The following is a 24,983-nucleotide window of genomic DNA, read 5'->3' as shown; positions in this document are numbered from 1 at the left end:
GGGAAGAAATGTGAGAGAAGCAGTTATTGTAGCAGGTGCCAGAACCCCTGTAGGAAAAGCAAAAAAGGGATCATTAGCAAATACAAGGCCTGACGATTTAGCGGCATTAACAATAAAGGAAACGTTAAAACGAGCAGGGAATTATAACGGAAATATTGATGATGTCATTATTGGTTGTGCCATGCCAGAAGCAGAGCAAGGAATGAATATGGCACGTAATATTGCTGGTCTTGCTGGTTTGAATCAAGCTGTTCCAGGTATTACGATTAATCGTTATTGTTCCTCTGGTTTGCAAAGTATTACTTACGGAGCAGAACGAATTATGGTAGGAGCAAGTGATACAATCATCGCAGGTGGAGCAGAGTCAATGAGTCTTGTTGAAATGCCAGGTCATGTAGTAAAGCCTAACCCAAAACTGGTTCAAGATGCACCAGGTTATTATATGGGGATGGGCCATACAGCCGAAGAAGTGGCAAATCGTTTTTCCATTTCACGAGAAGATCAGGATAAATTTGCCGTTCAAAGTCATGAGCGAGCTGCTAAGGCAATTCAAGAAGGTAAATTTAAAGACGAAATTGTACCTGTTGAGGTAACGAATTGGTTTGTTGGAGAGAACAATAAAATTGAAGAGAAAACGATGACATTTGATATGGATGAAGGGGTTCGTCCTGGAACGTCAACAGAAGTGTTAGCAAAATTACGTCCAGCATTTCATGCAAAAGGGACGGTAACTGCAGGAAATGCATCGCAAATGAGTGATGGTGCTGCATCTGTTCTTGTCATGGACCGTGAAAAAGCAGAAGCAGAAGGATTACAACCATTAGTGAAATTTCACTCCTTTGCAGTAGCAGGTGTTGAACCAGAAATTATGGGAGTTGGTCCAGTAGAGGCTGTTCCAAAAGCACTAAAAATTGCTGGCCTAGAACTTTCTGATATCGGGTTATTTGAATTAAATGAAGCATTCGCATCACAATCTCTACGCGTAATCGATGCACTTAATTTAGATCCTGCAATTGTTAATGTTAATGGGGGTGCGATTGCATTAGGACACCCATTAGGATGTACGGGAACAAAGCTAACTTTAAGTCTTGCCTATGAAATGAAACGCCGAAATGTTCAATTTGGTGTCGTTACCATGTGCATTGGTGGTGGTATGGGGGCTGCAGGTGTATTTGAACTCTTGTAATTGATGCATTCATCCTGTGTGATATATGGAAAATTAGTTTCTCAAAGGCTGTTTTCGCAAAGATTGTTGATATCAGGTATGAAACCTCATGCATATAAGATGGATTATACGCTGCAAATGTTTGGCATAGCTTCCTTACATTCTTTATAAGGTGAGTGTTAAACCAACGCTGTGGAAAACACTCGCTTTCCACGGGGAACGCTTCAGCCTCCTCGCGAGCAAAATGCGCTCGCTGTGGGGTCTTCAGACTGTTCCTTTTCCCGTAGGAGTCTCGCATTTTCCACAGCTTCGAATAGTTTTCTAAATTAAAAAGGCACAATATTGACAATGTCTATCATTCGCTTTGATCAACTGTTATATGGTCAATAGTAATGATAAAAATGAGGGCAGCACAACTTAGCAGAGGAAAAACACGAAGACTCCTGCGGGAAGTAGGAGATCGGTGAGACCCCACAGGGCGCTAGCACGAGGAGGCTTACGGGACACCCGCGGTAAAGAAGACACTGTGAAAACATAAGTTTGAACAGATGTCGCACTTATGCCCCTGGTGAAAGCGAAGTATATTTCCGAAACGAATAAATGCTCTAAACATCATTTACTGCGCACAATATACATTATGCGTCGTAGAAAACAACAAAGTGTGCGAAAAGAGCCTTCCCAAAACAAACAAATAGAAAGGATTGGATCATAAATGAGTGAAACGAAAGAAAAGTTGTTTAAAGGTGGGGGATTTTTAGTTGAAGATATAACTGGTGAAGATGTCATTACACCAGAGGATTTTACAGATGAGCATAAAATGATTGCTAAAACGACAGAGGACTTTGTAAATGGGGAAGTAGTACCGAAAATTGATAATCTAGAAAATCATGAATTTGATCATTCTGTTGATTTACTAAAAAAAGCAGGGGAGCTAGGTCTGTTAGGTGCAGATGTTCCAGAAGAGTATGGTGGCCTTGCTTTAGATAAAATAAGTTCTTCTTTAATAACAGAAAAATTCGCGCCAGCCGGAGGATTTTCGATCACACACGGTGCCCATGTTGGTATTGGTTCCTTGCCAATTGTATTTTTTGGAAATGAGGAACAAAAGCAAAAATATTTACCGAAATTGGCTACTGGTGAATTAATTGCTGCGTATGCATTAACAGAACCAGGCTCAGGATCTGATGCATTAGGTGCAAAAACATCAGCAAAATTAAACGACGCAGGTACTCATTATATTTTAAATGGGGAAAAACAATGGATTACGAACTCTGCTTTTGCTGATGTCTTTGTTGTCTATGCTAAAATTAATGGAGAGCATTTCACTGCATTTATTGTGGAACGTGATTTCCCTGGTGTCTCTACAGGACCAGAAGAGAAGAAAATGGGAATTAAAAGTTCCTCCACAAGAACACTTGTTTTAGAAGATGCCGAAATTCCAGTGGAGAATTTACTTGGAGAAAAAGGAAAAGGCCATAAGATTGCATTTAACATTTTGAATGTTGGACGCTATAAGTTAGCAATTGGTGGTGTTGGAGGATCAAAACGAGGACTAGAAGTTGCCACAAAGTATGTGAATGAACGAAAACAATTTGGTACACCTATCTCTAGTTTTAGCTTAACACAAGAGAAATTAGCTACCATGGCAGCTAGCATCTATGCAAATGAAAGTGCGGTTTATCGTACAGTAGGCCTATTTGAACAACGAATGGGTTCCTTAACAGATGAGCAACTAAAGGATGGCCGAGAAATAGCAAAAGCCATCGCAGAATATCAAATTGAGTGCTCCATGAATAAATATACAGCAACAGAATGTCTTGATTATGTGGTAGATGAAGCTGTTCAAATGCATGGTGGATATGGATTTATGCAAGAATATGAAGTGGAGCGTATGTATCGGGATTCCAGAATTAACCGTATATTTGAAGGAACAAATGAAATCAATCGTCTACTTGTGCCAGGTACATTAATGAAAAAAGCAATGAAAGGTGAATTACCACTACTTCAAAAGGCACAAGGTTTGCAGGAAGAATTAATGATGATGATGCCAGAAGAACCAGGTACAGAACCATTAGAACAAGAAAAATATTTACTTAAGAATGCAAAGAAAATAGTTCTCCTTGGTGCAGGTTTGGCAGCACAAAAATATATGCAAAAATTAGAAAACGAGCAGGAAATCTTAGTAAATCTTGCGGATATGGTAGCGGAAGTTTATAACATGGAATCTGCTATCTTACGTACGGAAAAAGCAATCAATCAATCTGGTGAAGTGAAAAATAAACAAAAATTACTTTATACACAAGTATATGTCCAAGAAGCCTTTAACCGTATTGAGGCGGATGCTAAAGAAACTCTCATTGCAGTTGAAGAAGGAGATACATTACGTATGATGCTATCATCCTTACGTAAGCTCACACGTCATACACCAACAAATGTCATTGCGAAAAAACGTGAAATTGCTGAAAGAGTGATTGAGGAAGAAAAATATATTGTCTAACAAAAAGTGCCCTTCTGTATTCTTGCAGAAGGGCTCATTTCTCTTATCAATTTGATCGACTATAAAGTCCAATCTTTGGTATACTAATTGTAATAGGATGATAGGGGGAATGCTAATGGCAGTAACGTTTTATTGGTACCCAAATTGTGGTACATGTAAAAAGGCAAAAAAATGGCTAGATGAACACAACATTGATTATAACAGCATACATATTGTGGAAGAAACACCGTCAAAAGACATACTACATGATCTTATTGAAAAAAGCGGATTACCGGCAAAAAAGTTTTTTAATACGAGTGGGAAGAAATATCGTGAATTAAACGTAAAGGACAAAATCAAGGATGCTTCAGTAGAAGAAATGGTGGAGTTGTTAGCATCAGATGGGATGTTGATTAAACGTCCAATTGTTACGGATGGACATCAAGTAACAGTCGGTTTTAAAGAGGAAACTTTTCAGGAAACATGGTTATCTTAATAGGTTAAAATACTAGAAAACTATACAGTATGTTAGTATAGTAATAATGAAATGAATAACGGAGGGATTTCAATGAGTTTACCGAAAGAACTACTATATTCAGAGGAACATGAGTGGGTGAAAAAAGAAGGAGACAAAGTACGTATTGGTATTACCGATTTTGCCCAAGATGAATTAGGGGATATTGTATTTGTGGAGCTTCCAGAAGTAGGCGATGAAATAGAAGCAGACGAACCGTTTGGAAGTGTTGAGTCTGTAAAAACGGTTTCCGAGCTTTATGCTCCTGTCAGTGGAAAAGTAGTGGAAGTGAATGAGGAATTAGAAGATAGCCCAGAATTTGTGAATGAATCACCATATGAGAAGGCTTGGATGGTTGTAGTAGAGCCTTCTGATGATGCTAACTTAGATGATTTACTAACTGCAGAAAAATATGAAGAATTTATTCAAGAGGACTAATGAATTATGTTGGCTGACTCACAATTGTGTAGTCAGCCTTTATTACTTTTTTCAGTATGAATTTTAATGAATAGTAGAAGAGGCATAGTGAGACCCCTAAAGACGAGTAGCAGTCTTTTTTTGCGAGGAGTGCGGCAGCAATGTATAGCTTTCAACACGACGAGCATGAGGAGGCTCAACAGCCACCCGCGGTAAAGTAGACACTGTGAAAACAAACAAGTTTGAACAGATGTCGCACTTGTGCCCGTGGTGAAAGCGACTGTCCGGAGCGGAAATTATAGCTATAACTCTTTAAGACGTATAATCTGGATGTTGCGGCGTAAAAAAATAATAAATAATGCGAGAAACCATAATTTCTATCGTAATTGGTAGATTAACCAAAAGGTGAGGCCTTCCAAAGGAATTACTTTTTTACTTTGTGCGATGTGCTGATGATGTAGTTTTCCTTGTCATGATGGATGTGAACCTGAACACACCCTGTAGTGTCCAGGGCCCATTAATTGTAGATTCACTTTCATTGTGTTTACTTTTCGTTTTTTTATTTCTTAGGAGTGTTGATTTATGTTTACTGAAGAAATAGATAAAGTTATTATTGTGGAAGGGTTAACCGATAAGAAGCAAATTGAAAAAATCATTACAGACGAGGTCACGATTGTTTGTACAAATGGAACACTCGGGGTAGAACGATTAGATGAGCTATTAAATGACTATCAATTAGATGAGAAAGATGTCTTTATATTAACAGATGAGGATCATTCTGGGACTAAGCTCCGTAAGCAGTTAGCACAGGAGCTCCCACATGCTGAGCATTTATACGTCAGCAGTGAATTTCGTGAGGTAGCAAAAACTCCAGAATATGTGCTTGCTACATTACTTGTCAGTCGGCATATCGCCGTTAACCCTAAATTTCTTCATTAGATTGGGTGATTTTTTTGCAACAAATTACAGATGATATAATAAAGCAAGATCATTATTTATTATATATTTATACCCCTTTCTGTGGGACATGCAGCCTTGCAAAGTCAATGCTCACTAAAATAGAAGTTGTGCACCAGCAATCTATTTTTTATGAGATGAATGCATCATTATATCCTGAATTCATGCAGGAGAATCAAATTGAAAGTGTTCCATGTTTACTCATTAAAGATGGAAATGAGATAAAGGAAAAAGTCTACGCATTTCAATCGATCGGTAATATTTATCAGTATTTGATGAAATATAAACCTAATTTGTTTCAATAACTAATTGACATACACCATAAACGCATGCTATTATTTACTTTATCAATTTAAATTATAATAGTTATCTCTTATCAAGAGCGATGGAGGGACCGGCCCTACGATATCGCGGCAACCTTCAAATGAACGAATTTGAAAGGTGCCAATTCCCGCAAAGCAAGTGCTTTGGAAGATGAGAGAACGAAAAGGCTTTGATGAGTGTATATTTCACGTCTTTCTGTTCTCTTACAGAAAGGCGTTTTTATTTTAGCAGCTAGGAAAGTATAAAAACTTTCCTACTGCATAAGTGCAACTAAAGGTATTCACCATAATGGCTTGGAGAATACCAAGTTTTCTAATAAGGGGGCGAGAACATACATGATTTCCATACAGGCTTTAAAAAAAGTGTTTACTTCATCGGATAACACCATTACAGCTGTTGATGATTTAACCCTAGATATTAACGATGGCGAAATATTTGGCGTAATTGGATATAGTGGAGCTGGTAAAAGTACGTTTGTCCGATTATTAAATCGTTTAGAAGAGCCATCTAGTGGGCGAATTATCATTGATGATGAAGATATAACTGGATTAAATACACAACAACTTCGAATGGCCAGACAAGAAATAGGGATGATATTTCAGCATTTCAATTTATTATGGTCACGGACGGTAAAGGAAAATATTGCTTTTCCACTTGAGATTGCCGGCATTTCAAAGGCCAAGCGTGAGGAAAGAGTCCAAGAATTAATCGATTTAGTGGGGTTGAGTGGACGTGAGAATGCTTATCCATCTCAATTAAGCGGAGGACAAAAGCAACGGGTTGGAATTGCGCGTGCTTTAGCAAACAATCCGAAAGTATTACTTTGTGATGAGGCGACATCAGCATTAGATCCAGAAACGACAAATTCTATATTAGATTTATTGGTTGATATTAATAAAAAGTTAGGCCTCACTATTATCTTGATTACTCATGAGATGCATGTGATTCGTAAAATTTGTAATCGGGTAGCTGTCATGGAAAACGGAAAAATAGTGGAACAAGGAGATGTCTTGGAAGTCTTCTTGCGACCAAAGCAATCTGTTACGAAGAAGTTTGTGGAGCAGGTAATGGGGACAGATGAGGAAGATGAAGGTGTTTCCTATTTAGTAAGTACGTATGAAAAAGGAAAAATTGTTCGATTACATTTTGTTGGGGAAACGACCAATCAAGCATTAATTAGTCAGTTAGCTAAGCAGTTTTCCATTGAGCTTAATATTTTACAAGGTAAAATAACACAGACACAACGTGGACCATATGGGACACTGTTTGTTCAAATAGATGGAGAAAAAAAGGAAATGGAAAAAGCGATTGACTATATTACGAATGAAACCTCGGTAGAAGTGGAGGTGGTTCGAAATGCTGACTAGTTTATTGGAAAGTTTAGATGTTGAAGAGTTACTGACAGCAACCTATGAAACATTTTATATGACCATTATTGCATTAATTGGTACCTTCGTTTTTGGGACACTCTTGGGGTTATTGCTTTATTTAACCGATAAAGGTGGTATATGGCAAAACAAAGTAATTAACTTAATCGTAGCCAGTTTTGTCAATGTATTTCGTGCCATTCCATTTATTATTTTAATATTACTGTTATTTCCATTTACAGACTTTTTGATGGGCACTATTCGTGGACCAAATGGTGCATTACCAGCACTTATTATCGGAGCAGCTCCATTTTATGGAAGATTAGTTGAAATTGCTTTAAAAGAGGTGGATAAAGGAGTGGTTGAGGCTGCACAATCCATGGGTGCCAAGACAAGGACAATTATTTTCAGGGTATTATTACCTGAGTCAATGCCAGCATTAATGTCAGGACTCACGGTAACGGCTATCGCACTAATTGGCTATACCGCAATGGCAGGTGCTATAGGAGCTGGTGGACTGGGAAGTTATGCTTATTATTCAGGGTTTCAGAGGCGTGATTTTGAGCTAGTATTTATCTGTTCTGTAGTAATCGTCATTATTGTATTTTTGTTCCAATTCCTTGGGGATTATATTTCATCTAAATTGGATAAACGATAAGAGCTTTTTAAATTATTTATCACGTATTAACTGGCAGTAAGACCCCCACTTCAAGACTTTGAGAAACAAAGAAGTATAAGTGGGGGATGAAAGAAAACCCCCCACTGAATGAGTTTGCTTTATTATATAAATTATAAAAAGGGAGAGAAATAACATGAAAAAAGGGATTTTATTTATAATAATTCTAATTGTTGTTTTACTAACAGCATGTGGAGACGAAAGTAGTTCAGACGAAAATACGATAAAGGTTGGAGCGTCTAGTGTACCACATGCAGAAATTTTAGAAGAAGCTAAACCATTGTTAGAGGAAGAGGGTATCACACTAGAAATTGAACCATACGAAGATTATGTACTACCTAATGATGACCTAGCTAATGGAGACTTGGATGCAAACTATTTCCAACATATACCATTTTTAAATCAAACTATTGATGATACTGGTTATGACCTTGACTATATTGGTGGTATTCACATTGAGCCAATTGGGGTTTATTCTCAAACCATTGAAAGTGTTGATGCGATTCCAGAGGGTACTGAAGTATTGTTAAGTAACTCTGTACCAGACCATGGACGTATCCTTTCTTTATTTGAAGAAGAAGGACTACTTGTCTTAGATGAAAGTGTGAAAAAGTCGGAAGCAACTATTGATGATATAGTTGAAAATCCCAAAAACTTAACATTTTCACCGGATTACGATCCAGCTATTTTACCGGAGTATTATGAATCAGAAGAAGAAACACTTGTTGTCATTAACACAAACTATGCAATTGGTGCTGGTTTGAATCCAGTAGAAGATGCAATCTTTGTTGAAGGGGAAGAGTCAGAATATGTAAACGTTGTGGCTGTTCAATCTGAAGATAAGAATAACGAAGCATTAAATACACTAGTAGATATTTTACATTCTCAAGAGATCCAAAACTTTATTAAAGAAGAATATGAAGGTGCAGTTGTTCCAGTAGGTGGCGAATAAATTTTTGATTTTAGAGTAATTCATTGTATATACGATTAATTCGCTAAATGTAAAGAAGATTGATTGTTATTCGCGAGACAGTGAGTCATTTAGAAATGTATCAAGAATTATGCTCCTAAATCCGTTTTGTTTTGGTTTCTCCTTGATGATATGATGGTTTATGTAAATAAAACGAAAGGATGATTCACTATTTATAGTGGCTTACGTATGGAGTACACACCTGAGATGGAGAAAGCAATGCAACAATCACATGGCATGGGGTATAAGGAGTATGGAAGAAAGTTAGATAAACGCATGGCAGTGGAAAAACGGAGAAATAAAGATTATGAAAAATGTAAACATCTTGTCGCAGAACTCGATAGTCAGTTACACACATAACATATATAGAAAAAATATACTGGTGCTTTCCAAAATGAAGCACCAGTTTTACTTTTACATAAGAAACTTTCCAAAAAGTACGACGCATTATCTGTATAATGCATCGTAAGGTTGCGAATTGATTTTCGCTCCAGACAGTCGCTTTAACCATGGGCACAGGTGCGACATCTGTTCAAACTTTACGTTTTCACAGTGTCTTCTTTGCCGCGGACAACGCTTTTAGCTTCCTATATAGAAGAGCGGAAGTGTCTTGATCACCCCCGATTAGAAAACTAGGCTTTTCGCCAAGTTTTATGGCGAAAGCCTTAGTTGCACTTATGCAGTAAGAACGTTTTGTTTCTTATCTGCCAAGCTTAAGCCGAGCCTCGGCGTGGCGCTTTGTGCGCGTAATGTGGATTGACTTATGACCTCGAGGGGTAGGCACTGCAACTTGACATCGGAAGTAAAAGACGCTTCCTGCTCAGATCTAGCTGTTGTTTTTTCCGCAGGAGTCGACTGTTCTACGCTCCAATCAAGTTTTAATCAGTAGTATATTGATAAGAAGCAAAATAGCACAAAACTAGCGAAGGAAAAACATGAAGACTCCTGCGGAAAAACGAGCCTAAGAGACCCCGCAGTGTGGGTTTCACGAGGAGGCTCGTGGGGAGTCCGCGGAAAGCGAAATGTTTTTCCGAAGAGGTAATTATAGAGAAAACATTTACGAGGTATAATCTATCTACTGTTCATTAAGATTCATACTGGAAAAAAGGGAACAATCTTATTATAAACAGCTTACTTAAATGAAAAGTGGGGCATAATGCTAGTAGGTAAAATTTTTATACATATTATACATGGTTTAAAAGGTTGATAATAGATTCGAAATGCTTTAAGATTGTAATGAGAATAGATTGAGAATGGATAAAAATCCATTTGAGAAATAAACATTTAATAGTAAACGGAGGTATCGTTATGGCAGGATCAACACTAGAAATCAAAAATCTTCATGTTTCGATTGAAGGTAACGAAATATTAAAGGGTGTAGACCTTACGATAAAAGGTGGAGAGTTCCATGCAATTATGGGACCAAACGGAACAGGTAAATCAACTTTAGCTTCGGCTATAATGGGACATCCAAAATTTGAAATCACAGAGGGTAGTGTTCTACTTGATGGAGAAGACGTTCTTGAAATGGATGTAGATGAACGTGCACGTGCAGGACTTTTCCTAGCGATGCAATACCCAAGTGAGATTAGTGGTGTAACAACATCTGATTTCCTACGTTCTTCTATTAATGCACGTCGTGAAGAAGGCGACGAAATTCCTTTAATGAAGTTTATTAAGGAAATGGATGAAGCATTAGATTATCTAGAAATTGATAAAAATATGGCACAGCGTTATTTGAATGAAGGATTCTCTGGCGGTGAGAAAAAACGTAATGAAATTCTTCAATTAATGCTATTAAAACCTGAAATCGCGATCTTAGATGAAATTGACTCTGGTTTAGATATTGACGCATTAAAAGTTGTATCAAAAGGCATTAATAAACTACGTGATGAAAACTTCGGCTGCTTAATTATTACACACTATCAACGCCTATTAAACTATATTACACCAGATGCTGTACATGTTATGATGCAAGGCCGTGTTGTTAAATCTGGTGGCCCTGAACTAGCACAACGACTAGAAGCAGAAGGGTATGACTGGATTAAAGAAGAACTAGGTATCGAAGACGAAACTGTCGGGCAAGAAGCGTAATCGTTAGGAGGGGTAAAATGACTGTTGAGACAAAGCTTCCATATGACAAAGATTATATAAATCAGTTTTCAGGGGATCATCAAGAGCCCGAATGGATGAAAGAATTACGCCTTCAAGCGCTTGAACAAGTTGACAAACTTGAATTGCCAAAACCAGATAAAACAAAGATCGGGAAATGGAATTTTAGTCGTTTCAAGCATACCGCACAAGGTGAAAAGATTTCGTCCTTAACAGAATTACCACCTGAAATTAATGATTTTCTAGATAAAGATAATTTACCAGAAAACATTATCATTCAGCGTAACCATTCTGTTGCTTATGCTGCAATTAGCCAGGAATTAAAAGATAAAGGAGTAATTTTCACCGATATCTTTACAGCGATTAAAGAGCATAGTGACTTAGTACAGCGTTACTATATGAAAGATGCTGTTTCCATTGACGAGCATCGCTTAACAGCTTTACATGCTGCATTAATGAATGGTGGCGTTTTTGTATACGTTCCGAAAAATGTAGAAATTGAAGATCCATTACAAGTGATTTTCTGGCAAGAGGATCCAGAAGTAGCTTTATTTAACCACGTATTAGTTGTAGCAGATGAAAATAGTTCTGTTACATATGTAGAGAACTATATCTCACACAATAACGAAGAGGAAACTGTAGCAAATGTTGTAACAGAAGTTATTGCACAAAATAATGCAAGAATTTCTTTTGGTGCTGTTGATAACTTTGCTAGTGGTACAACAGCCTATAATAACCGTCGTGGTGTAGCTTATCGTGATGCCACAATTGACTGGGCACTTGGCCAAATGAATGACGGTAATACCGTTTCCGAAAATGTTACACACTTAATTGGAGATAATTCTATATCCAATGCAAAAACAGTGTCTGTTGGACGTGGGAACCAATCGCAAAACTTCACAGCCAACATCGTACACTTTGGAAAAAATTCAGAAGGGTATATCTTACAGCACGGAGTAATGAAAGATAAAGCTACATCCATCTTCAATGGTGTTGGAAAAATTGAGCATGGTGCATCAAAATCTAATGCAGAACAAGAATCACGTGTTCTTATGTTAAGTGAAAAAGCACGTGGCGATGCTAACCCTATTCTTTTAATTGACGAAGATGATGTAACAGCAGGGCACGCAGCTTCTGTTGGTCGTGTAGATCCATTGCAGCTATATTACTTAATGAGTCGTGGAATTACGCAAAAAGAAGCAGAGCGCTTAGTCATTCATGGTTTCCTTGCACCTGTTGTAAATCAATTGCCAATTGAATCTGTTAAAGAACAGTTAACACAAGTAATTGAAAGGAAGGTATACTAATGGATGTGAAAGCCATACGGCAACAGTTTCCGATTCTTCATCAGGAAGTGAACGGACATCCCTTAGTATATTTAGATTCATCGGCAACCTCCCAAAAGCCGTTACCTGTTATTGAGGCACTTGATGCTTATTACCGACAAGATAATTCGAATGTGCATCGTGGTGTTCATACGTTAGGTACACGTGCAACAGATAAATATGAAGGTGCTAGAGAAAAAGTACGTCGCTTTATTAATGCTAACAGTACAGCAGAAATTATCTTTACTCGAGGAACAACAACAGCGATTAATACGGTTGCATACAGTTATGCACGTGCAAACTTAAAAGAAGGCGATGAAATTGTCATTACACCAATGGAGCACCATAGTAATATTATTCCATGGCAACAGGCAGCAAAAGCAACTGGTGCTACCTTAAAATATATTCCGCTCCAAGAGAACGGAACAGTATCGATTACAGATGTAAAAAATACCGTAACCAATCAAACAAAGATTGTTGCGATGACACATGTTTCCAATGTGTTAGGTACCGTTAACCCAATCAAGGAAGTGACCAAAATTGCACATGAGAATGGTGCCGTGATGCTTGTAGACGGAGCACAAGGCGCTCCACATATGAAGATCGATGTTCAAGATCTGGATTGTGACTTTTATTGCTTTTCGGGTCATAAAATGTGTGGACCAACTGGAATTGGTGTTTTATATGGTAAAAAGGAACTACTAGAATCAATGGAACCAGTTGAATTTGGTGGTGAAATGATTGATTTCGTTAACCTCTATGACTCCACCTGGAAAGAACTCCCATGGAAATTTGAAGGTGGGACACCAATTATTGCTGGTGCAATTGGCTTAGGAGCTGCGATTGATTTCCTAACAGATGTTGGATTAGACAATATAACAAAACATGAAGAAAATTTAGCTGATTATGCAATGGCGCAATTACGCACAATAGATGGTATAACGATCTATGGACCAGAAGAACGTGCAGCTCTTGTGACATTTAATTTAAATGATGTACATCCACATGATACGGCTACGGCACTCGATGCGGATGGTATTGCTGTACGTGCTGGTCATCATTGTGCACAGCCATTAATGAAGTGGCTTAATGTTACTGCAACAGCAAGAGCAAGCTTTTATTTATATAACACGGAAGAAGATATTGATCTTCTTGTAGAAGGACTCTTAAAAACGAAGGAGTATTTTGGTGATGTCTTTTAACAACCTTGATACACTATACCGACAAGTCATTATGGATCATTATAAAAACCCACGTAATCGTGGTACTGTTGAAGGCGATGCACTAACGGTTGATATGAATAATCCAACATGTGGTGACCGGATACAGTTGCAAATGCAAGTGGAAGATGGCATTGTAAAAGATGCTAAATTTGAAGGTGAAGGTTGTTCCATTAGTATGTCATCAGCATCAATGATGACCCAGGCTATCAAAGGAAAACAGATAGAGGATGCATTAAAAATGTCAAAAGCTTTTTCACAAATGATGCTTGGGGAAGAGATGGATGTAGACGGATTAGAAATGGGAGACATAGAGGCATTACAAGGGGTCAGCAAGTTCCCAGCTCGAATTAAATGTGCAACCTTAGCATGGAAGGCAATGGAAAAAGGTGTTCATGAGAACTAAAGGAGGGTTTATTTATGGCAAAAAACATGCCTGAAATAGATGAGTATAAATATGGATTTCATGATAAAGATGTTTCCGTATTTCGTTCAGGAAAAGGTTTAACTCGCGAAATTGTAGAAGAAATTTCTCGAATGAAAGAAGAACCACAATGGATGTTAGACTACCGGCTAAAGGCGTTGGAACAATTTTATAAAATGCCAATGCCACAATGGGGTGGAGACCTATCAGAACTTGACTTCGATGAGATTATTTACTATGTAAAACCATCTGAGAGAACGGAAAAAACATGGGATGAAGTACCAGATGAAATCAAACAGACATTTGATAAATTAGGTATACCGGAAGCAGAGCAAAAATATTTAGCTGGTGTATCTGCTCAGTATGAGTCAGAGGTAGTATACCATAGTCTTAAAGAAGACTTGGAAGAAATGGGTATTGTGTTTAAAGATACAGATACTGCATTAAAAGAAAACGAAGATCTCTTTAAAGAGTATTTCGGTAAAGTAATTCCAGCATCAGATAACAAATTTGCTGCCTTAAACTCTGCTGTATGGTCTGGTGGATCATTCATTTATGTACCAAAAGGGGTTCAAACAACCACTCCATTACAAGCCTATTTCCGTATTAACTCGGAAAATATGGGTCAGTTTGAACGTACGTTAATTATTGCAGATGAAGGTTCTTCTGTTCATTATGTAGAAGGTTGTACAGCACCTGTGTATACAACAAATTCGTTACACAGTGCAGTTGTAGAGATTTTTATTCATAAAGATGCATACTGCCGTTATACAACGATCCAAAACTGGGCAAACAATGTGTATAACTTGGTAACAAAACGTGCATCAGCTGATGCGAATGCAACAATGGAATGGATTGATGGTAACATTGGCTCAAAATTAACAATGAAATACCCGTCCGTACTCCTAAAAGGTGAAGGTGCACGTGGCAATACTTTGTCAATTGCCTTAGCAGGAAAAGGACAATTGCAAGATGCAGGTGCTAAAATGTATCACTTAGCACCAAACACTTCCTCAACGATTGTATCTAAATCAATTTCAAAACAAGGTGGTAAAGTATCGTACCGTGGAATGGTTCACTTTGGCCGTAAAGCGGATGGAGCACGTTCTAACATTGAATGTGATACGTTAATTATGGATAATGAATCCACTTCTGATACGATTCCATATAACGAAGTGTACAACAACAACATTTCGTTAGAACACGAAGCAAAAGTTTCTAAAGTTTCAGAGGAACAGTTATTCTACCTTATGAGTAGAGGGCTATCTGAAGAAGAGGCTACGGAAATGATTGTAATGGGCTTTATCGAACCATTTACAAAGGAGCTTCCAATGGAATATGCGGTCGAAATGAATCGTTTAATCAAGTTCGAAATGGAAGGTTCAATCGGTTAATTTCTATTTAATGGTAAGAGAGTCCCCATTTTGTGGGGCTCTTTTTTATGTTATTAAAAGGGTGGTTTCCGCATATTTTCATTGCTGAAGACTTTCAATCCTAATAAAGACTTTCAGTTCGATAGTAGCTGTGAAAACGAACAAGTTTAAACAGATATCGCACTTGTGCTCATGGTGACCGAGTATTTTCACACAGTGTTGCATTAGCGCTCATTTTAAAAAGGATGGAAGTAACTCAAGTTAAAGTTATGTCGCATTATAGGTAAACTTTTCATTACAATTTACATGAAAAAGCAGCAATTTTATAGAAAACAGCCATAAAAAAATTAGTCGTTGTGTTCATTTAATGTTAGGATAGTAGGACATCTAAAAAGAAAAAAAGACTAGACAGATTGAAGGGAATTATTCATTGGTTTATCTCATTTGTGTGTTAATTGGGATTGTAACAGCATTTTTTGGCAGTTTGGTTGGTCTTGGTGGTGGGGTTATACTAGTTCCAACCTTGTTATTCTTACATAAGTCTTACAATACTTTTGAATGGGCGAGTCCACAAGTCATTGTAGGTATTTCTTTAGTAACCATGGTTTTTACTGCATTATCGTCAACCATTTCCTACTTTAGGAAAGGCCGTGTCGATTATCGGATTGGTTTTCTTTTTCTGACAGGTAGTATTCCTGGTGGTGTTTTTGGTTCATGGTTAAATCAATTTATAAACATGGACCTTTTCTCGATCTATTTTGGTTTTGTCATGATTTTTTTAGCGTTATTATTATTTATAAAACGACAACCCCGAAATAATCCTGTTCAAGGAAAAACAATGCGAGTGTTTCATGTTGGTGGACAAACATATCAGTATCATATTTCGATATGGCAAAGTTTTATTATCTCTTTATTTGTAGGGGTACTTTCCGGTTTATTTGGTATTGGTGGCGGTGCAATTATGGTGCCGACTATGATTTTACTTTTTGGTTTTCCAGCTCATATTGCAGCAGCAACGTCCATGTTTATGATCTTTTTTGTCAGTATCATTAATGCTAGTACCCACATTGCATTAGGCCATATTGCTTGGGAATATGCGTTATTTTTTATTCCTGGGGCAATCATTGGTGGGATTTTAGGTGCAAAAGTGAATCAAATGGTAAATGGAGAAGTATTGAAATGGATGTTGCGTCTATTACTCATTTTAGTTGGAATACGATTAATTTTCGAAGGACTATTATAAGGAGTATGAAACCATGCAGGAAAAACTTTACTTTTACTATACAAATGATTTACACAGTCATTTTGAACAATGGCCAAAAGTGGTTCAATATTTAAACCAAGCAAAAGAACAAAGAAAACTAGGAAATGATGATTATTGGATAGTAGACATTGGAGATCATATGGATCGCGTGCATCCAATAGCTGAGGCCTTTAAAGGGAAGTCGAATGTTCAGTTGTTAAATGATGCAGCGTACAACTTGGCTACAATTGGAAATAATGAGGGCATTACCTTAGAGCATTCAGATCTTTTTCATTTATATGATGATGCTCGTTTTCAGGTTATTTGCGCTAACTTACATAGTTTAGATGATGTAAAGCCAGCGTGGCTACAACCTTATACAAAGCTCCACTCCATAAATGGGGTGGATATCGGAATTATTGGATTAACAGCACCTTTTAATGCTTTTTATGAATTGTTGGATTGGCACATAACTGATCCTTATAAAACATTGGAAAGGTATATAAATGAAATAAAAGAATCATCGGATATTATTATATTGCTTTCCCATTTAGGCATTACAGAAGATCAGGAAATTGCAAGAAAGTTTCCAGAAATTGATGTGATTATTGGGGGACATACACATCATTTATTGCGAACTGGTGAGACAGTCGATCAAACATTGATTACCGCTGCAGGAAAGAACTGTGCATTTATAGGGGAAGTAATTTTAACATGGGACCATACAGAAAAAAAACTAGTTGACAAAGAAGCTTATGCAACCGATATTACCCACTTACCAAATGATAAAAAAACAATTCAATCTCTCCAGCATTTAAGAAAAGCTGCAGATGAAAAACTAGGGGATACAGTTGTCCAACTAGAAAAAAAGTTAGAAGTTAATTGGTTTAAAAATACACTAATAATGCAACAGCTTACAAATACGTTAAAAGCCTGGACAGATGCAGATTGTGCGATGTTAAATGCTGGGGTACTATTAGATCATATTTCACCAGGGAATGTAACCTATAAGGACGTTCATCGTATTTGTCCACATCCAATCAATCCGTGTGTTGTGACAGTTAAAGGAGATGAACTTATTGAAGTGGTCCGTGCAAGCTTCACAAGGCAATTTATTGAGCTGCCATTAAAAGGCTTTGGCTTTCGAGGGAAGGTTATCGGAAAAATGATATTCTCTGGATTGGATGTTAAAACACAAAAAAGAGAAGATGGAGAAGAATATGTGGTAAGTGTAATGCAAAATGGTAATCCAATTGACCAAGAAAAAACATATTCATTAGCAACAGCAGATACATTTACATTTGGCAGGTTGCTTCCTGAGGTAGCACGTTCAGATTCAAAACGATTTTTTCTCCCTGAGTTTTTGCGGGATTTACTCGCACATACATTACGGAATTGGAAATAAGTATAACCTTTTTTACGTTGCCTTTTTCTGAAATATTGCTTTAGTAAGTATGCATGATTGCTTAATGAACAGAAGATGGATTATGCGCAGTAACTAGAATATGCACATTGCTTCGCTTCGGAAAAACACTTCGCTTTCCGCGGGGAGTGGTGAGCCTCCTCGGGCTAGCGCCCTGTGGGGTCTCACCGATCTCCTACTTCCTGCAGGAGTCTCCGTGTTTTTCCTACGCTAGCTCGTGGACTAATCATATTTAGATCATCATTGATGCTAATATAATAGTTGATTGGAGCGAAGGACAGTCGACTCCTGCAGGAAAAGCACGTGTCCAGACCGAGCAGGAAGTGGTCTTCTTCCGATGTCTAGCTACAGCGCCTACACCCTCGAGGTCTTAAGTCAATCCTCTTTGTGGCAAAAACCGCCACACGAGGCTTGGCTTAAGCTTGTCGGGTGTGACCAAGGCGCTTACGCTTTTCTATAGAGGAGGCTGAGGCCGTGCCTGCGGTAAAGAAGACACTGTGAAAACGTAAAGTTTGAACAGATGTCGCACTTATGCCCGTGGTGAAAGCGACTGTCCGGAGCGGAAATCAACAGTACTACTTTACTGCGCATTATATAGATTATAAGCAACAATCAGCATGAAATAGTTGTGTCATTATGCCTCCTTTGTGCATAACGTATAGTGTACATCGCAAAGGAGGCGTTTTGAATTTATGATTACAGTAAAACCACTAGATATTGATGGTCATCAATTTACGGCAACTCGAGTGGAGCTTCCAAAAACGAACTTGTTAACCATTTCTAACGATGTCGGTTATATTATGTGTGCAGCATTGGATGTAGATGTTTTAAATGAAAAATTAGCAGATCGTGAAGTGATAGCAGGTCGTGCAATGGGAGTTAAAACGATAGACCAGCTTCTTCATGCGCCATTAAACAAAGTTACCAATGCATCCAAAGAAGCATATGGATGGGAAGAAGGTATGATTGGGAAAGACGCTTTATTAAAGTTAGTTAAGTAAAGAAGTGCCTTCCTATAAGGAGGGCTTTTTCCTTTTCACATAGATGGCAATATTTTCAGTAGTTTGATACTATTTATAAGAGTACATTTGCCAATAAACACTACTTATAAGGAGCGCTTTATGAGACTAGTACATACAAGATCAATTGAACCAGGATCTATATTAGGACAAACTATTTACAATGGAAATGGCCAGGTATTAATTCAAAAAGGTGTTAACCTATCAGAACGAATGCTTAAACGCTTACTAAAGCAAGGGATTACCTATGTATACATAGAGGATAAACATACAGAAGATATACAAATTCATTCCCCTATACCGAATGAATTACGTGTTGAAGCAACAAAGGTATTGAAAGAAACGTTTGATGATTTAAAGAACAATGGTTATATGGAAAGTGCGTTTATACTAAACAAGCAAAATGAAGCATTATCGAATGTCGTGGATCATTTAATGCAAGAATTAAAACACCATGACGAAGCACTATCGTTATTAGCAGATATTTTTGTGACGGATGACTACATTTTCCAGCATTCTTTAAATGTCACTCTTTACACGCTTGCTATTGGAATGAAACTACAATTAACAGACAAAAATTTAACGGAACTTGGAACTGGTGCAATGTTACATGATGTAGGCAAAATTTTTATAGATCAGGAAATCTTACAAAAACCCGATCAATTAACTGATAAGGAATTTGAGATAATGAAAAAGCATACCGAATTTGGATTTGATTTTCTGCGTAAACAAGCTACAGTGTCTGCTGTTGTGGCACATTGTGCATATCAGCACCATGAACGGTTAGATGGATCAGGATACCCAAGAGGACTTGTTGGTGATGAAATACATAGATATGGAAAGATAATTGGCGTAGCAGATGTGTTTGATGCAGTCACCAGTAATCGGATCTATCGTGATGCGATGCTTCCAAATGAAGGATTAGAAATTTTATATGCAGGCGCTGTTGATTTATTTGATAAATCAATGGTTGAAGCATTTAAAAACAGTGTAACGGCTTATCCAAATGGGCTAAGTGTCGATCTAAGTGATGGCCGAAATGGTGTAGTTGCCAAACAAAATAAGTTTATAGGTGATAGACCAGTGATCCGTATCTTAAAGGAAAATGGTGAAATGGTCTCCAATCCTTATGAAGTAGATTTAGCTACTGTGTTAAATATTACAATAACAGCATGTCATGTTAGCTAATTGTCCCACATGTAACGGGCAAGTCGACATAAACCCGGGTGTCCTCGCAAAAGAAAAACAACTTTTGTTTCTTGTGACGTATCGCTTCGTAGCTTTCCTTGTCCTGTCGCATTGTCACCACTATCATTTGTATCGAAAATCCAACTGATTGAAGTTACTCTTTATAGTCTAACCCTCTTAAAACAAGCATAATATTGTTCTAAGGGGGTTTTTATGTTGAGGCATCGTAACCGTTTTAGGAATAAACGAACACCACCTCCAGCTAAATACTTATTATTGGCGACCTTTGTTTTGTTTGTTGCACTTGTTTTTTTTAGTATACGTATCATTGATGAAGGAATTGAACCACCACTAATGGCAATAGCAGAGGAAAAAACTGTTGAATTTGCTACAAGAACCATTAATGCTGCCGTAAAATCGACGGAAAATATGAGTTTTGAAGATTTAATCGATTTGGAAACAGATAGTAATGGACATGTATCAACATTAGGCTGGAATTCTGCTGCTGTCAATCGTGCATTACGAACTGCTACACATCGTGCAGAATATTTTTTATATGGGATGAATAAAGGAGAAACAATTGATACAGATGATCCAGATTTAGATCCAATTGAATATGGAGATAGTGCTGACGAATTAGCAGACCGCGACCCTACTGTCATAGAAATTCCCATTGGTCAAGCAACAAATAACGCGATCTTAGCAAACTTAGGGCCGAAAATCCCTGTTCATTTTGAAATTGTAGGTAGTATTCAATCAGATGTTGTTCATGAAGTAAGTGAATTTGGTGTTAATGCGGCTTTGATGGAAATATATATTCCTGTGGATGTGAGTGTACAAATTGTTATTCCGTTCTCAACATCTACAGCAGAGGTAAGCACAAAGGTATTTATTGATTCACGTGTGATTATGGGTGATGTACCAGAGTTCTTTAGCCATGGTGGTAGTGATGGACCATCTATTGCGGTTCCAAGAGATTCATTTGGTGATGAAGAAGAAGAATAAATATATGGAGCCTATTCTCTCACATCTGTGGGAGAATGGGTTTTCACCATTTGAACTAGGTGGAGATGGAAGTGAATTGGATATCAGAAAATAACATTAATATAGAAAATTTAAATATTACTTTGACATAAGTCGAAAGTATGGTTATAATACAGTCATAAATATCTGAAAAGGTGTAAAAGTTAAAACATTCAATACTTATTATATTGGACGAACTAAAAATACAATGTAATAAGTAAAAGAAAGGGAGGTATACAAAATGGAAACTCGTTCACAATGGGGAACACGTGCAGGATTTATTTTGGCAGCTGTAGGATCTGCAGTAGGTTTAGGGAATATATGGCGATTCCCTGCAGAAGCGTACGCCAATGGTGGTGGTGCATTCTTTATTCCATACTTATTTGCGTTACTCACTGCGGGGATTCCAATCCTAATCCTAGAATTTACGATGGGGCATAAATATCGTGGCTCCGCACCATTAACGTATAAGAAAATTAATAAGGGATCTGAGTTTATTGGTTGGTGGCAGGTATTAGTTGCTTTCGTCATTTCGACATATTATGCCACAATTATTGCCTGGGCAATGTCATACTCCGTCTTTTCGTTTAACCTAAATTGGGGTGCTGACACAGAATCATTCTTTTATGGACATATAAACATTGCAGAGGCAGAAGGGCAAGTAGGTAGCTTTGTTCCTGGAGTACTCATTCCTTTAATTATTGTATGGTTTATTGTATTAGGTGTTTTGTTTAAGGGTGTTAAAAAAGGTATTGAAATTGCGAATCGCATTTTCATTCCTACCTTAGTAGTGGTATTTCTCATTATTGTTATACGTGCTGTGACGTTACCTGGGGCAGCTCAAGGGTTAGAGGCATTCTTTGCACCAGACTTTAGTTCTATTTTATCTGCTGATGTTTGGGTGGCAGCGTATGGTCAGATCTTCTTTAGTTTGTCAATTGCTTTTGCTATTATGGTTACGTATTCTAGTTATTTACCAAAGAAGACAGACATTACGAACAACGCCTTTATCGTAGGTTTTGGTAATTCCAGTTTCGAATTACTAGCAGGTATTGGTGTATTTGGTGTATTAGGGTTTATGGCTGCACAAGCAGATGTTGCTGTTTCAGATGTTGTTACAGGTGGAGTTGGTTTAGCATTTGTGGTGTTCCCGGAAATCATTAATACATTACCAGGGCTCAATGGTTTGTTTGGGTTTTTATTCTTTGCATCACTAGTGCTAGCAGGTTTATCGTCACTAATATCTATTTCGGAAACATACATTTCTGGTTTGGTTGATAAATTTAAGATTTCACGTACAAAAGCTGTTGTTTTTGGTGGCGGCCTAGCAGCTATTATATCCCTGCTTTATGCAACACAGGGTGGATTATATTTCCTAGATGCTGCCGATTACTTTATTAACCAATTTGGTGTTGCGTTACTTGGTTTAATTGAAGTAATTCTAATTGCATGGGTATTCCGTAAGTTGAAAGAATTGAAAACACATGCAGATGATATTTCAGACATTAGGTTAGGTTCTTGGTGGACATTTAGTTTAAGTGTTATAACACCTATCGTACTTGGTTATATGATGTTTGACTTATTTAGACAAAACTTATTACGTCAGTTCGATACTCCTACTGGGAACTATGAAGGTTATGCAGATGCTTTCATTTTATACGGTGGATGGTTTGTTGCATTAGGTGCATTAGTCATTGGTATTGTGATGGCTTTGACAAAATGGAAAGAATCACCTGATTCAACAGAACAATCCGAAACGAAGGAGGTTAAATAATGAGTGGAAGTGCGATATTTGTGATGATTCTTGGTATGGTCATTATTTGGGGAGGTTTAGCAGCTAGTATCACCTATGCTGTAAAAAAAGCAAAACAATAACATTTAAGAAGAGCCATTACCGTCTGGTAGCGGCTCTTCTTTATCTTGCATTAACAATATCGGGACAAGCATGTCTTGTGAGTCGATAAACTCCATTACCATTATCGTTTATCCTTAGCGATCCGCTCCCATTTCTGCAAATATGGGTATGGATCAAAGGAGAATTCTGAGTCACCAGTATCACGATACATACCATAATGGAGATGTGGTGGGAATTTACCAGATGTTCCAGGTGGCCCATATCCTGTAGAACCAACACTTCCTAAAACATCCCCAGGTTTTACAATATCCCCAACTTCAATTCCATCTTCATACCCACTCATATGACCATAATAGTGATAAATATTGTGGATATCACGAATCCCTATTCGCCAACCGCCATAAAGATTCCATCCTTTCAACTCAACGACACCATAGGTAGTTGCTAAAATAGGTGTGCCATAGTCAGCAAAAATATCAGTTCCTTCATGAATTCTTGCACCACCAAAGCCTCGTCTATCTCCCCATGTGTTGTGGTACGTATAATTGTATCCAATTGAAACAGGGAAATCGCGGTCAGTTAATTCAATTTCTTGAAATTCCTTAAATACTTTGGCGGTGTTTTTAATGGTTTGGACAGTAAGATCACGCTTGTAGTAGTTCCACAAAGCAATTCTTATATCAGCTTCGGTAGGTCCATATTCCTTTAACATCATTGCAACCGTATACAGAACATCTTCTGGATCATTTGGGTCAGCATGTTTATCCCCGTTACCATCTTTCCCTTTCCCATTAAACAACGTTATCAATTCATCATTTGTAATATTTGTAACATTACCAGATCCGAACCACAACTCGGAAGGAAGGGTTATGGAAACAATATCATCATCACTTGCATCTTCCTGTGTGTTTCGTTCATATTGATCAATGGCGGCTAAATAGTACCAAGGAATTTGTGTCAGGGCTTCTGTCTTTTTATATAAAGCCATTCGTTCATCATATATATTCTCTTCCTTCTCCTCTTTATTATTTTCTTCTGCGTTGATGGAATGTTGACTATATCCTGTTAGACAAATCAACACTATACTAAGTACAATCATTGTACGTTTCAAGAGCATGATTTCACCTCTTACCTTAAAAAGTACATCTAAGTGATACTATTTATACGGTTTCTCATTTTAAGGAGAATATAATGGTAACATAAGGAAGCGGACTAACATAGATAATCTATGTTAGTCCTTCGTTCTAGCTTTAAACAGGGAGACCTGATACCTAGTCTCTATTCTCTTTACCTTGTGGTGATTCTTTCATTTCATCAATAATGGAATTAATGGTGTTTTCATAGTCATCTGGATCTTCTAATGAAGAATTGTGTAAGCTGTGTATATCCTTCATTAACGTTTCATTGTCAGAAACGTATATTTCAAAATATCTTGGCATCATCGACATCGCTGTTTTTTTAGCAATATCTGCTACATTCTCTGCATCAGCTTCGTCATCCTTACGATACGCAATAAGCACTTCTTCATCTGTTACTAATGTAGCGACTTCATCAAACCCGTCACTACGTAAAACATTACGGGTAATGATGTTAGCCATTGCGTTGCGATCCATCGTGATTTCACGATTTTGCTCTTGATCATTTTCTAATTCTTCTCTTGTATATTGCACATAGCCGATTTTGTCATGTAGCTCTTCATTACTTGTTGTATTCTGATTCGTATAGTCTTGATTGGAGCCAAGATTATCACCAACATCGGCAGGGTCTTCATTTGCATTATTGGTCCCACCACAAGCTGTTAAACTTAGTAAGCTTATGGTCAAAAGTCCATAAATGATCTTTAAAGGCAACGTTCTCCCTCCTTGTTCTTGATTTATTTTTCCCTATTGGTTTTAGTTTGTTGTATAGTAGT

The 24,983-nt window shown here is 37.5% G+C and carries 24 protein-coding genes and 1 riboswitch; of the genes, 22 read left to right on the top strand and 2 right to left on the bottom strand.

The genetic code is table 11. The annotated features are described in order from the left end of the window. The first annotated feature begins 10 nt into the window (after positions 1 to 10). The 22 genes from GHC26_RS12400 to GHC26_RS12295 all read left to right on the top strand — a co-directional run bounded on the left by GHC26_RS12400 (position 11) and on the right by GHC26_RS12295 (position 23,091). The gene (locus GHC26_RS12400) at positions 11 to 1,186 is read left to right on the top strand and encodes an acetyl-CoA C-acetyltransferase (protein WP_163971584.1); all 1,176 of its coding nucleotides are present in this window, start codon (positions 11 to 13) and stop codon (positions 1,184 to 1,186) included. Between the two features lie 691 nt (positions 1,187 to 1,877). Further along, positions 1,878 to 3,662, top strand: a complete 1,785-nt coding sequence (locus GHC26_RS12395) for an acyl-CoA dehydrogenase family protein (protein WP_163971583.1) — start codon at positions 1,878 to 1,880, stop codon at positions 3,660 to 3,662. Between the two features lie 115 nt (positions 3,663 to 3,777). Further along, positions 3,778 to 4,137, top strand: coding sequence for an arsenate reductase family protein (locus GHC26_RS12390; protein WP_163971582.1), 360 nt, complete (start codon positions 3,778 to 3,780; stop codon positions 4,135 to 4,137). A 72-nt stretch (positions 4,138 to 4,209) separates the two neighbouring features. Further along, entirely contained in the window at positions 4,210 to 4,593 is a 384-nt protein-coding gene (gene gcvH, locus GHC26_RS12385) for a glycine cleavage system protein GcvH (RefSeq protein ID WP_163971581.1), read from the top strand. A gap of 561 nt (positions 4,594 to 5,154) precedes the next feature. Continuing rightward, positions 5,155 to 5,511 (top strand): toprim domain-containing protein, encoded by a 357-nt coding sequence (locus tag GHC26_RS12380; protein ID WP_163971580.1) that lies wholly within the window; start codon positions 5,155 to 5,157, stop codon positions 5,509 to 5,511. Between the two features lie 14 nt (positions 5,512 to 5,525). Beyond that, positions 5,526 to 5,834: a thioredoxin family protein gene (locus GHC26_RS12375; RefSeq protein WP_163971579.1), complete on the top strand. Its 309-nt coding sequence runs from the start codon at positions 5,526 to 5,528 to the stop codon at positions 5,832 to 5,834. A 65-nt stretch (positions 5,835 to 5,899) separates the two neighbouring features. Next, positions 5,900 to 6,010: riboswitch (SAM riboswitch) on the top strand. A 178-nt stretch (positions 6,011 to 6,188) separates the two neighbouring features. Continuing rightward, positions 6,189 to 7,220 carry a methionine ABC transporter ATP-binding protein gene (locus GHC26_RS12370; RefSeq protein WP_163971578.1) on the top strand — a complete coding sequence of 344 codons (1,032 nt, stop codon included), beginning with the start codon at positions 6,189 to 6,191 and terminating at the stop codon, positions 7,218 to 7,220. Beyond that, positions 7,210 to 7,878 (top strand): methionine ABC transporter permease, encoded by a 669-nt coding sequence (locus GHC26_RS12365; protein WP_163971577.1) that lies wholly within the window; start codon positions 7,210 to 7,212, stop codon positions 7,876 to 7,878. Before GHC26_RS12370 ends, GHC26_RS12365 begins: the two co-directional genes overlap by 11 nt. A gap of 154 nt (positions 7,879 to 8,032) precedes the next feature. Further along, complete coding sequence (locus GHC26_RS12360; protein WP_163971576.1) at positions 8,033 to 8,848, top strand: MetQ/NlpA family ABC transporter substrate-binding protein; 816 nt, start codon at positions 8,033 to 8,035, stop codon at positions 8,846 to 8,848. A 225-nt stretch (positions 8,849 to 9,073) separates the two neighbouring features. Next, entirely contained in the window at positions 9,074 to 9,226 is a 153-nt protein-coding gene (locus GHC26_RS12355; protein WP_163971511.1) for a hypothetical protein, read from the top strand. Between the two features lie 948 nt (positions 9,227 to 10,174). Continuing rightward, a complete protein-coding gene (gene sufC / locus GHC26_RS12350) occupies positions 10,175 to 10,960 on the top strand; it encodes a Fe-S cluster assembly ATPase SufC (RefSeq protein ID WP_163971575.1) in 786 nt (261 codons plus the stop codon). 17 nt (positions 10,961 to 10,977) lie between these two features. Beyond that, positions 10,978 to 12,285: a Fe-S cluster assembly protein SufD gene (gene sufD, locus GHC26_RS12345; protein WP_163971574.1), complete on the top strand. Its 1,308-nt coding sequence runs from the start codon at positions 10,978 to 10,980 to the stop codon at positions 12,283 to 12,285. Beyond that, positions 12,285 to 13,505: a cysteine desulfurase gene (locus tag GHC26_RS12340; protein WP_163971573.1), complete on the top strand. Its 1,221-nt coding sequence runs from the start codon at positions 12,285 to 12,287 to the stop codon at positions 13,503 to 13,505. The genes sufD and GHC26_RS12340 overlap by 1 nt, the downstream gene beginning before the upstream one ends. Beyond that, positions 13,495 to 13,929, top strand: a complete 435-nt coding sequence (gene sufU, locus GHC26_RS12335; RefSeq protein WP_163971572.1) for a Fe-S cluster assembly sulfur transfer protein SufU — start codon at positions 13,495 to 13,497, stop codon at positions 13,927 to 13,929. The genes GHC26_RS12340 and sufU overlap by 11 nt, the downstream gene beginning before the upstream one ends. Before the next feature lie 14 nt (positions 13,930 to 13,943). Next, the gene (sufB, locus tag GHC26_RS12330) at positions 13,944 to 15,341 is read left to right on the top strand and encodes a Fe-S cluster assembly protein SufB (protein ID WP_163971571.1); all 1,398 of its coding nucleotides are present in this window, start codon (positions 13,944 to 13,946) and stop codon (positions 15,339 to 15,341) included. A 409-nt stretch (positions 15,342 to 15,750) separates the two neighbouring features. Beyond that, positions 15,751 to 16,563 (top strand): sulfite exporter TauE/SafE family protein, encoded by an 813-nt coding sequence (locus GHC26_RS12325; RefSeq protein ID WP_163971570.1) that lies wholly within the window; start codon positions 15,751 to 15,753, stop codon positions 16,561 to 16,563. A 13-nt stretch (positions 16,564 to 16,576) separates the two neighbouring features. Then, positions 16,577 to 17,968 (top strand): bifunctional metallophosphatase/5'-nucleotidase, encoded by a 1,392-nt coding sequence (locus GHC26_RS12320; RefSeq protein WP_163971569.1) that lies wholly within the window; start codon positions 16,577 to 16,579, stop codon positions 17,966 to 17,968. A 710-nt stretch (positions 17,969 to 18,678) separates the two neighbouring features. Further along, positions 18,679 to 18,987: a YunC family protein gene (locus tag GHC26_RS12315; protein ID WP_163971568.1), complete on the top strand. Its 309-nt coding sequence runs from the start codon at positions 18,679 to 18,681 to the stop codon at positions 18,985 to 18,987. A gap of 120 nt (positions 18,988 to 19,107) precedes the next feature. Beyond that, positions 19,108 to 20,193 (top strand): HD-GYP domain-containing protein, encoded by a 1,086-nt coding sequence (locus GHC26_RS12310; protein ID WP_163971567.1) that lies wholly within the window; start codon positions 19,108 to 19,110, stop codon positions 20,191 to 20,193. Between the two features lie 213 nt (positions 20,194 to 20,406). Continuing rightward, complete coding sequence (yunB, locus tag GHC26_RS12305) at positions 20,407 to 21,198, top strand: sporulation protein YunB (RefSeq protein ID WP_163971566.1); 792 nt, start codon at positions 20,407 to 20,409, stop codon at positions 21,196 to 21,198. Positions 21,199 to 21,457: 259 nt separating this feature from the next. Further along, positions 21,458 to 22,990, top strand: a complete 1,533-nt coding sequence (locus GHC26_RS12300) for a sodium-dependent transporter (RefSeq protein ID WP_163971565.1) — start codon at positions 21,458 to 21,460, stop codon at positions 22,988 to 22,990. Beyond that, complete coding sequence (locus tag GHC26_RS12295; RefSeq protein ID WP_163971564.1) at positions 22,990 to 23,091, top strand: methionine/alanine import family NSS transporter small subunit; 102 nt, start codon at positions 22,990 to 22,992, stop codon at positions 23,089 to 23,091. The genes GHC26_RS12300 and GHC26_RS12295 overlap by 1 nt, the downstream gene beginning before the upstream one ends. A 101-nt stretch (positions 23,092 to 23,192) precedes the next feature. Here GHC26_RS12295 and GHC26_RS12290 read toward each other — a convergent pair whose 3' ends face one another. Together GHC26_RS12290 and GHC26_RS12285 are read right to left on the bottom strand one after the other, a co-directional pair. Next, positions 23,193 to 24,188, bottom strand: coding sequence for a M23 family metallopeptidase (locus GHC26_RS12290; protein ID WP_226376935.1), 996 nt, complete (start codon positions 24,186 to 24,188; stop codon positions 23,193 to 23,195). Between the two features lie 154 nt (positions 24,189 to 24,342). Next, positions 24,343 to 24,921, bottom strand: a complete 579-nt coding sequence (locus tag GHC26_RS12285) for a YhcN/YlaJ family sporulation lipoprotein (protein ID WP_226376934.1) — start codon at positions 24,919 to 24,921, stop codon at positions 24,343 to 24,345. Positions 24,922 to 24,983: the final 62 nt, after the last annotated feature.

The organism is Oceanobacillus halotolerans (assembly GCF_010993955.1).
Taxonomy (GTDB): domain Bacteria; phylum Bacillota; class Bacilli; order Bacillales; family Amphibacillaceae; genus Oceanibacillus_A; species Oceanibacillus_A halotolerans.
This window is presented reverse-complemented; position numbering and strand designations above follow the sequence as displayed.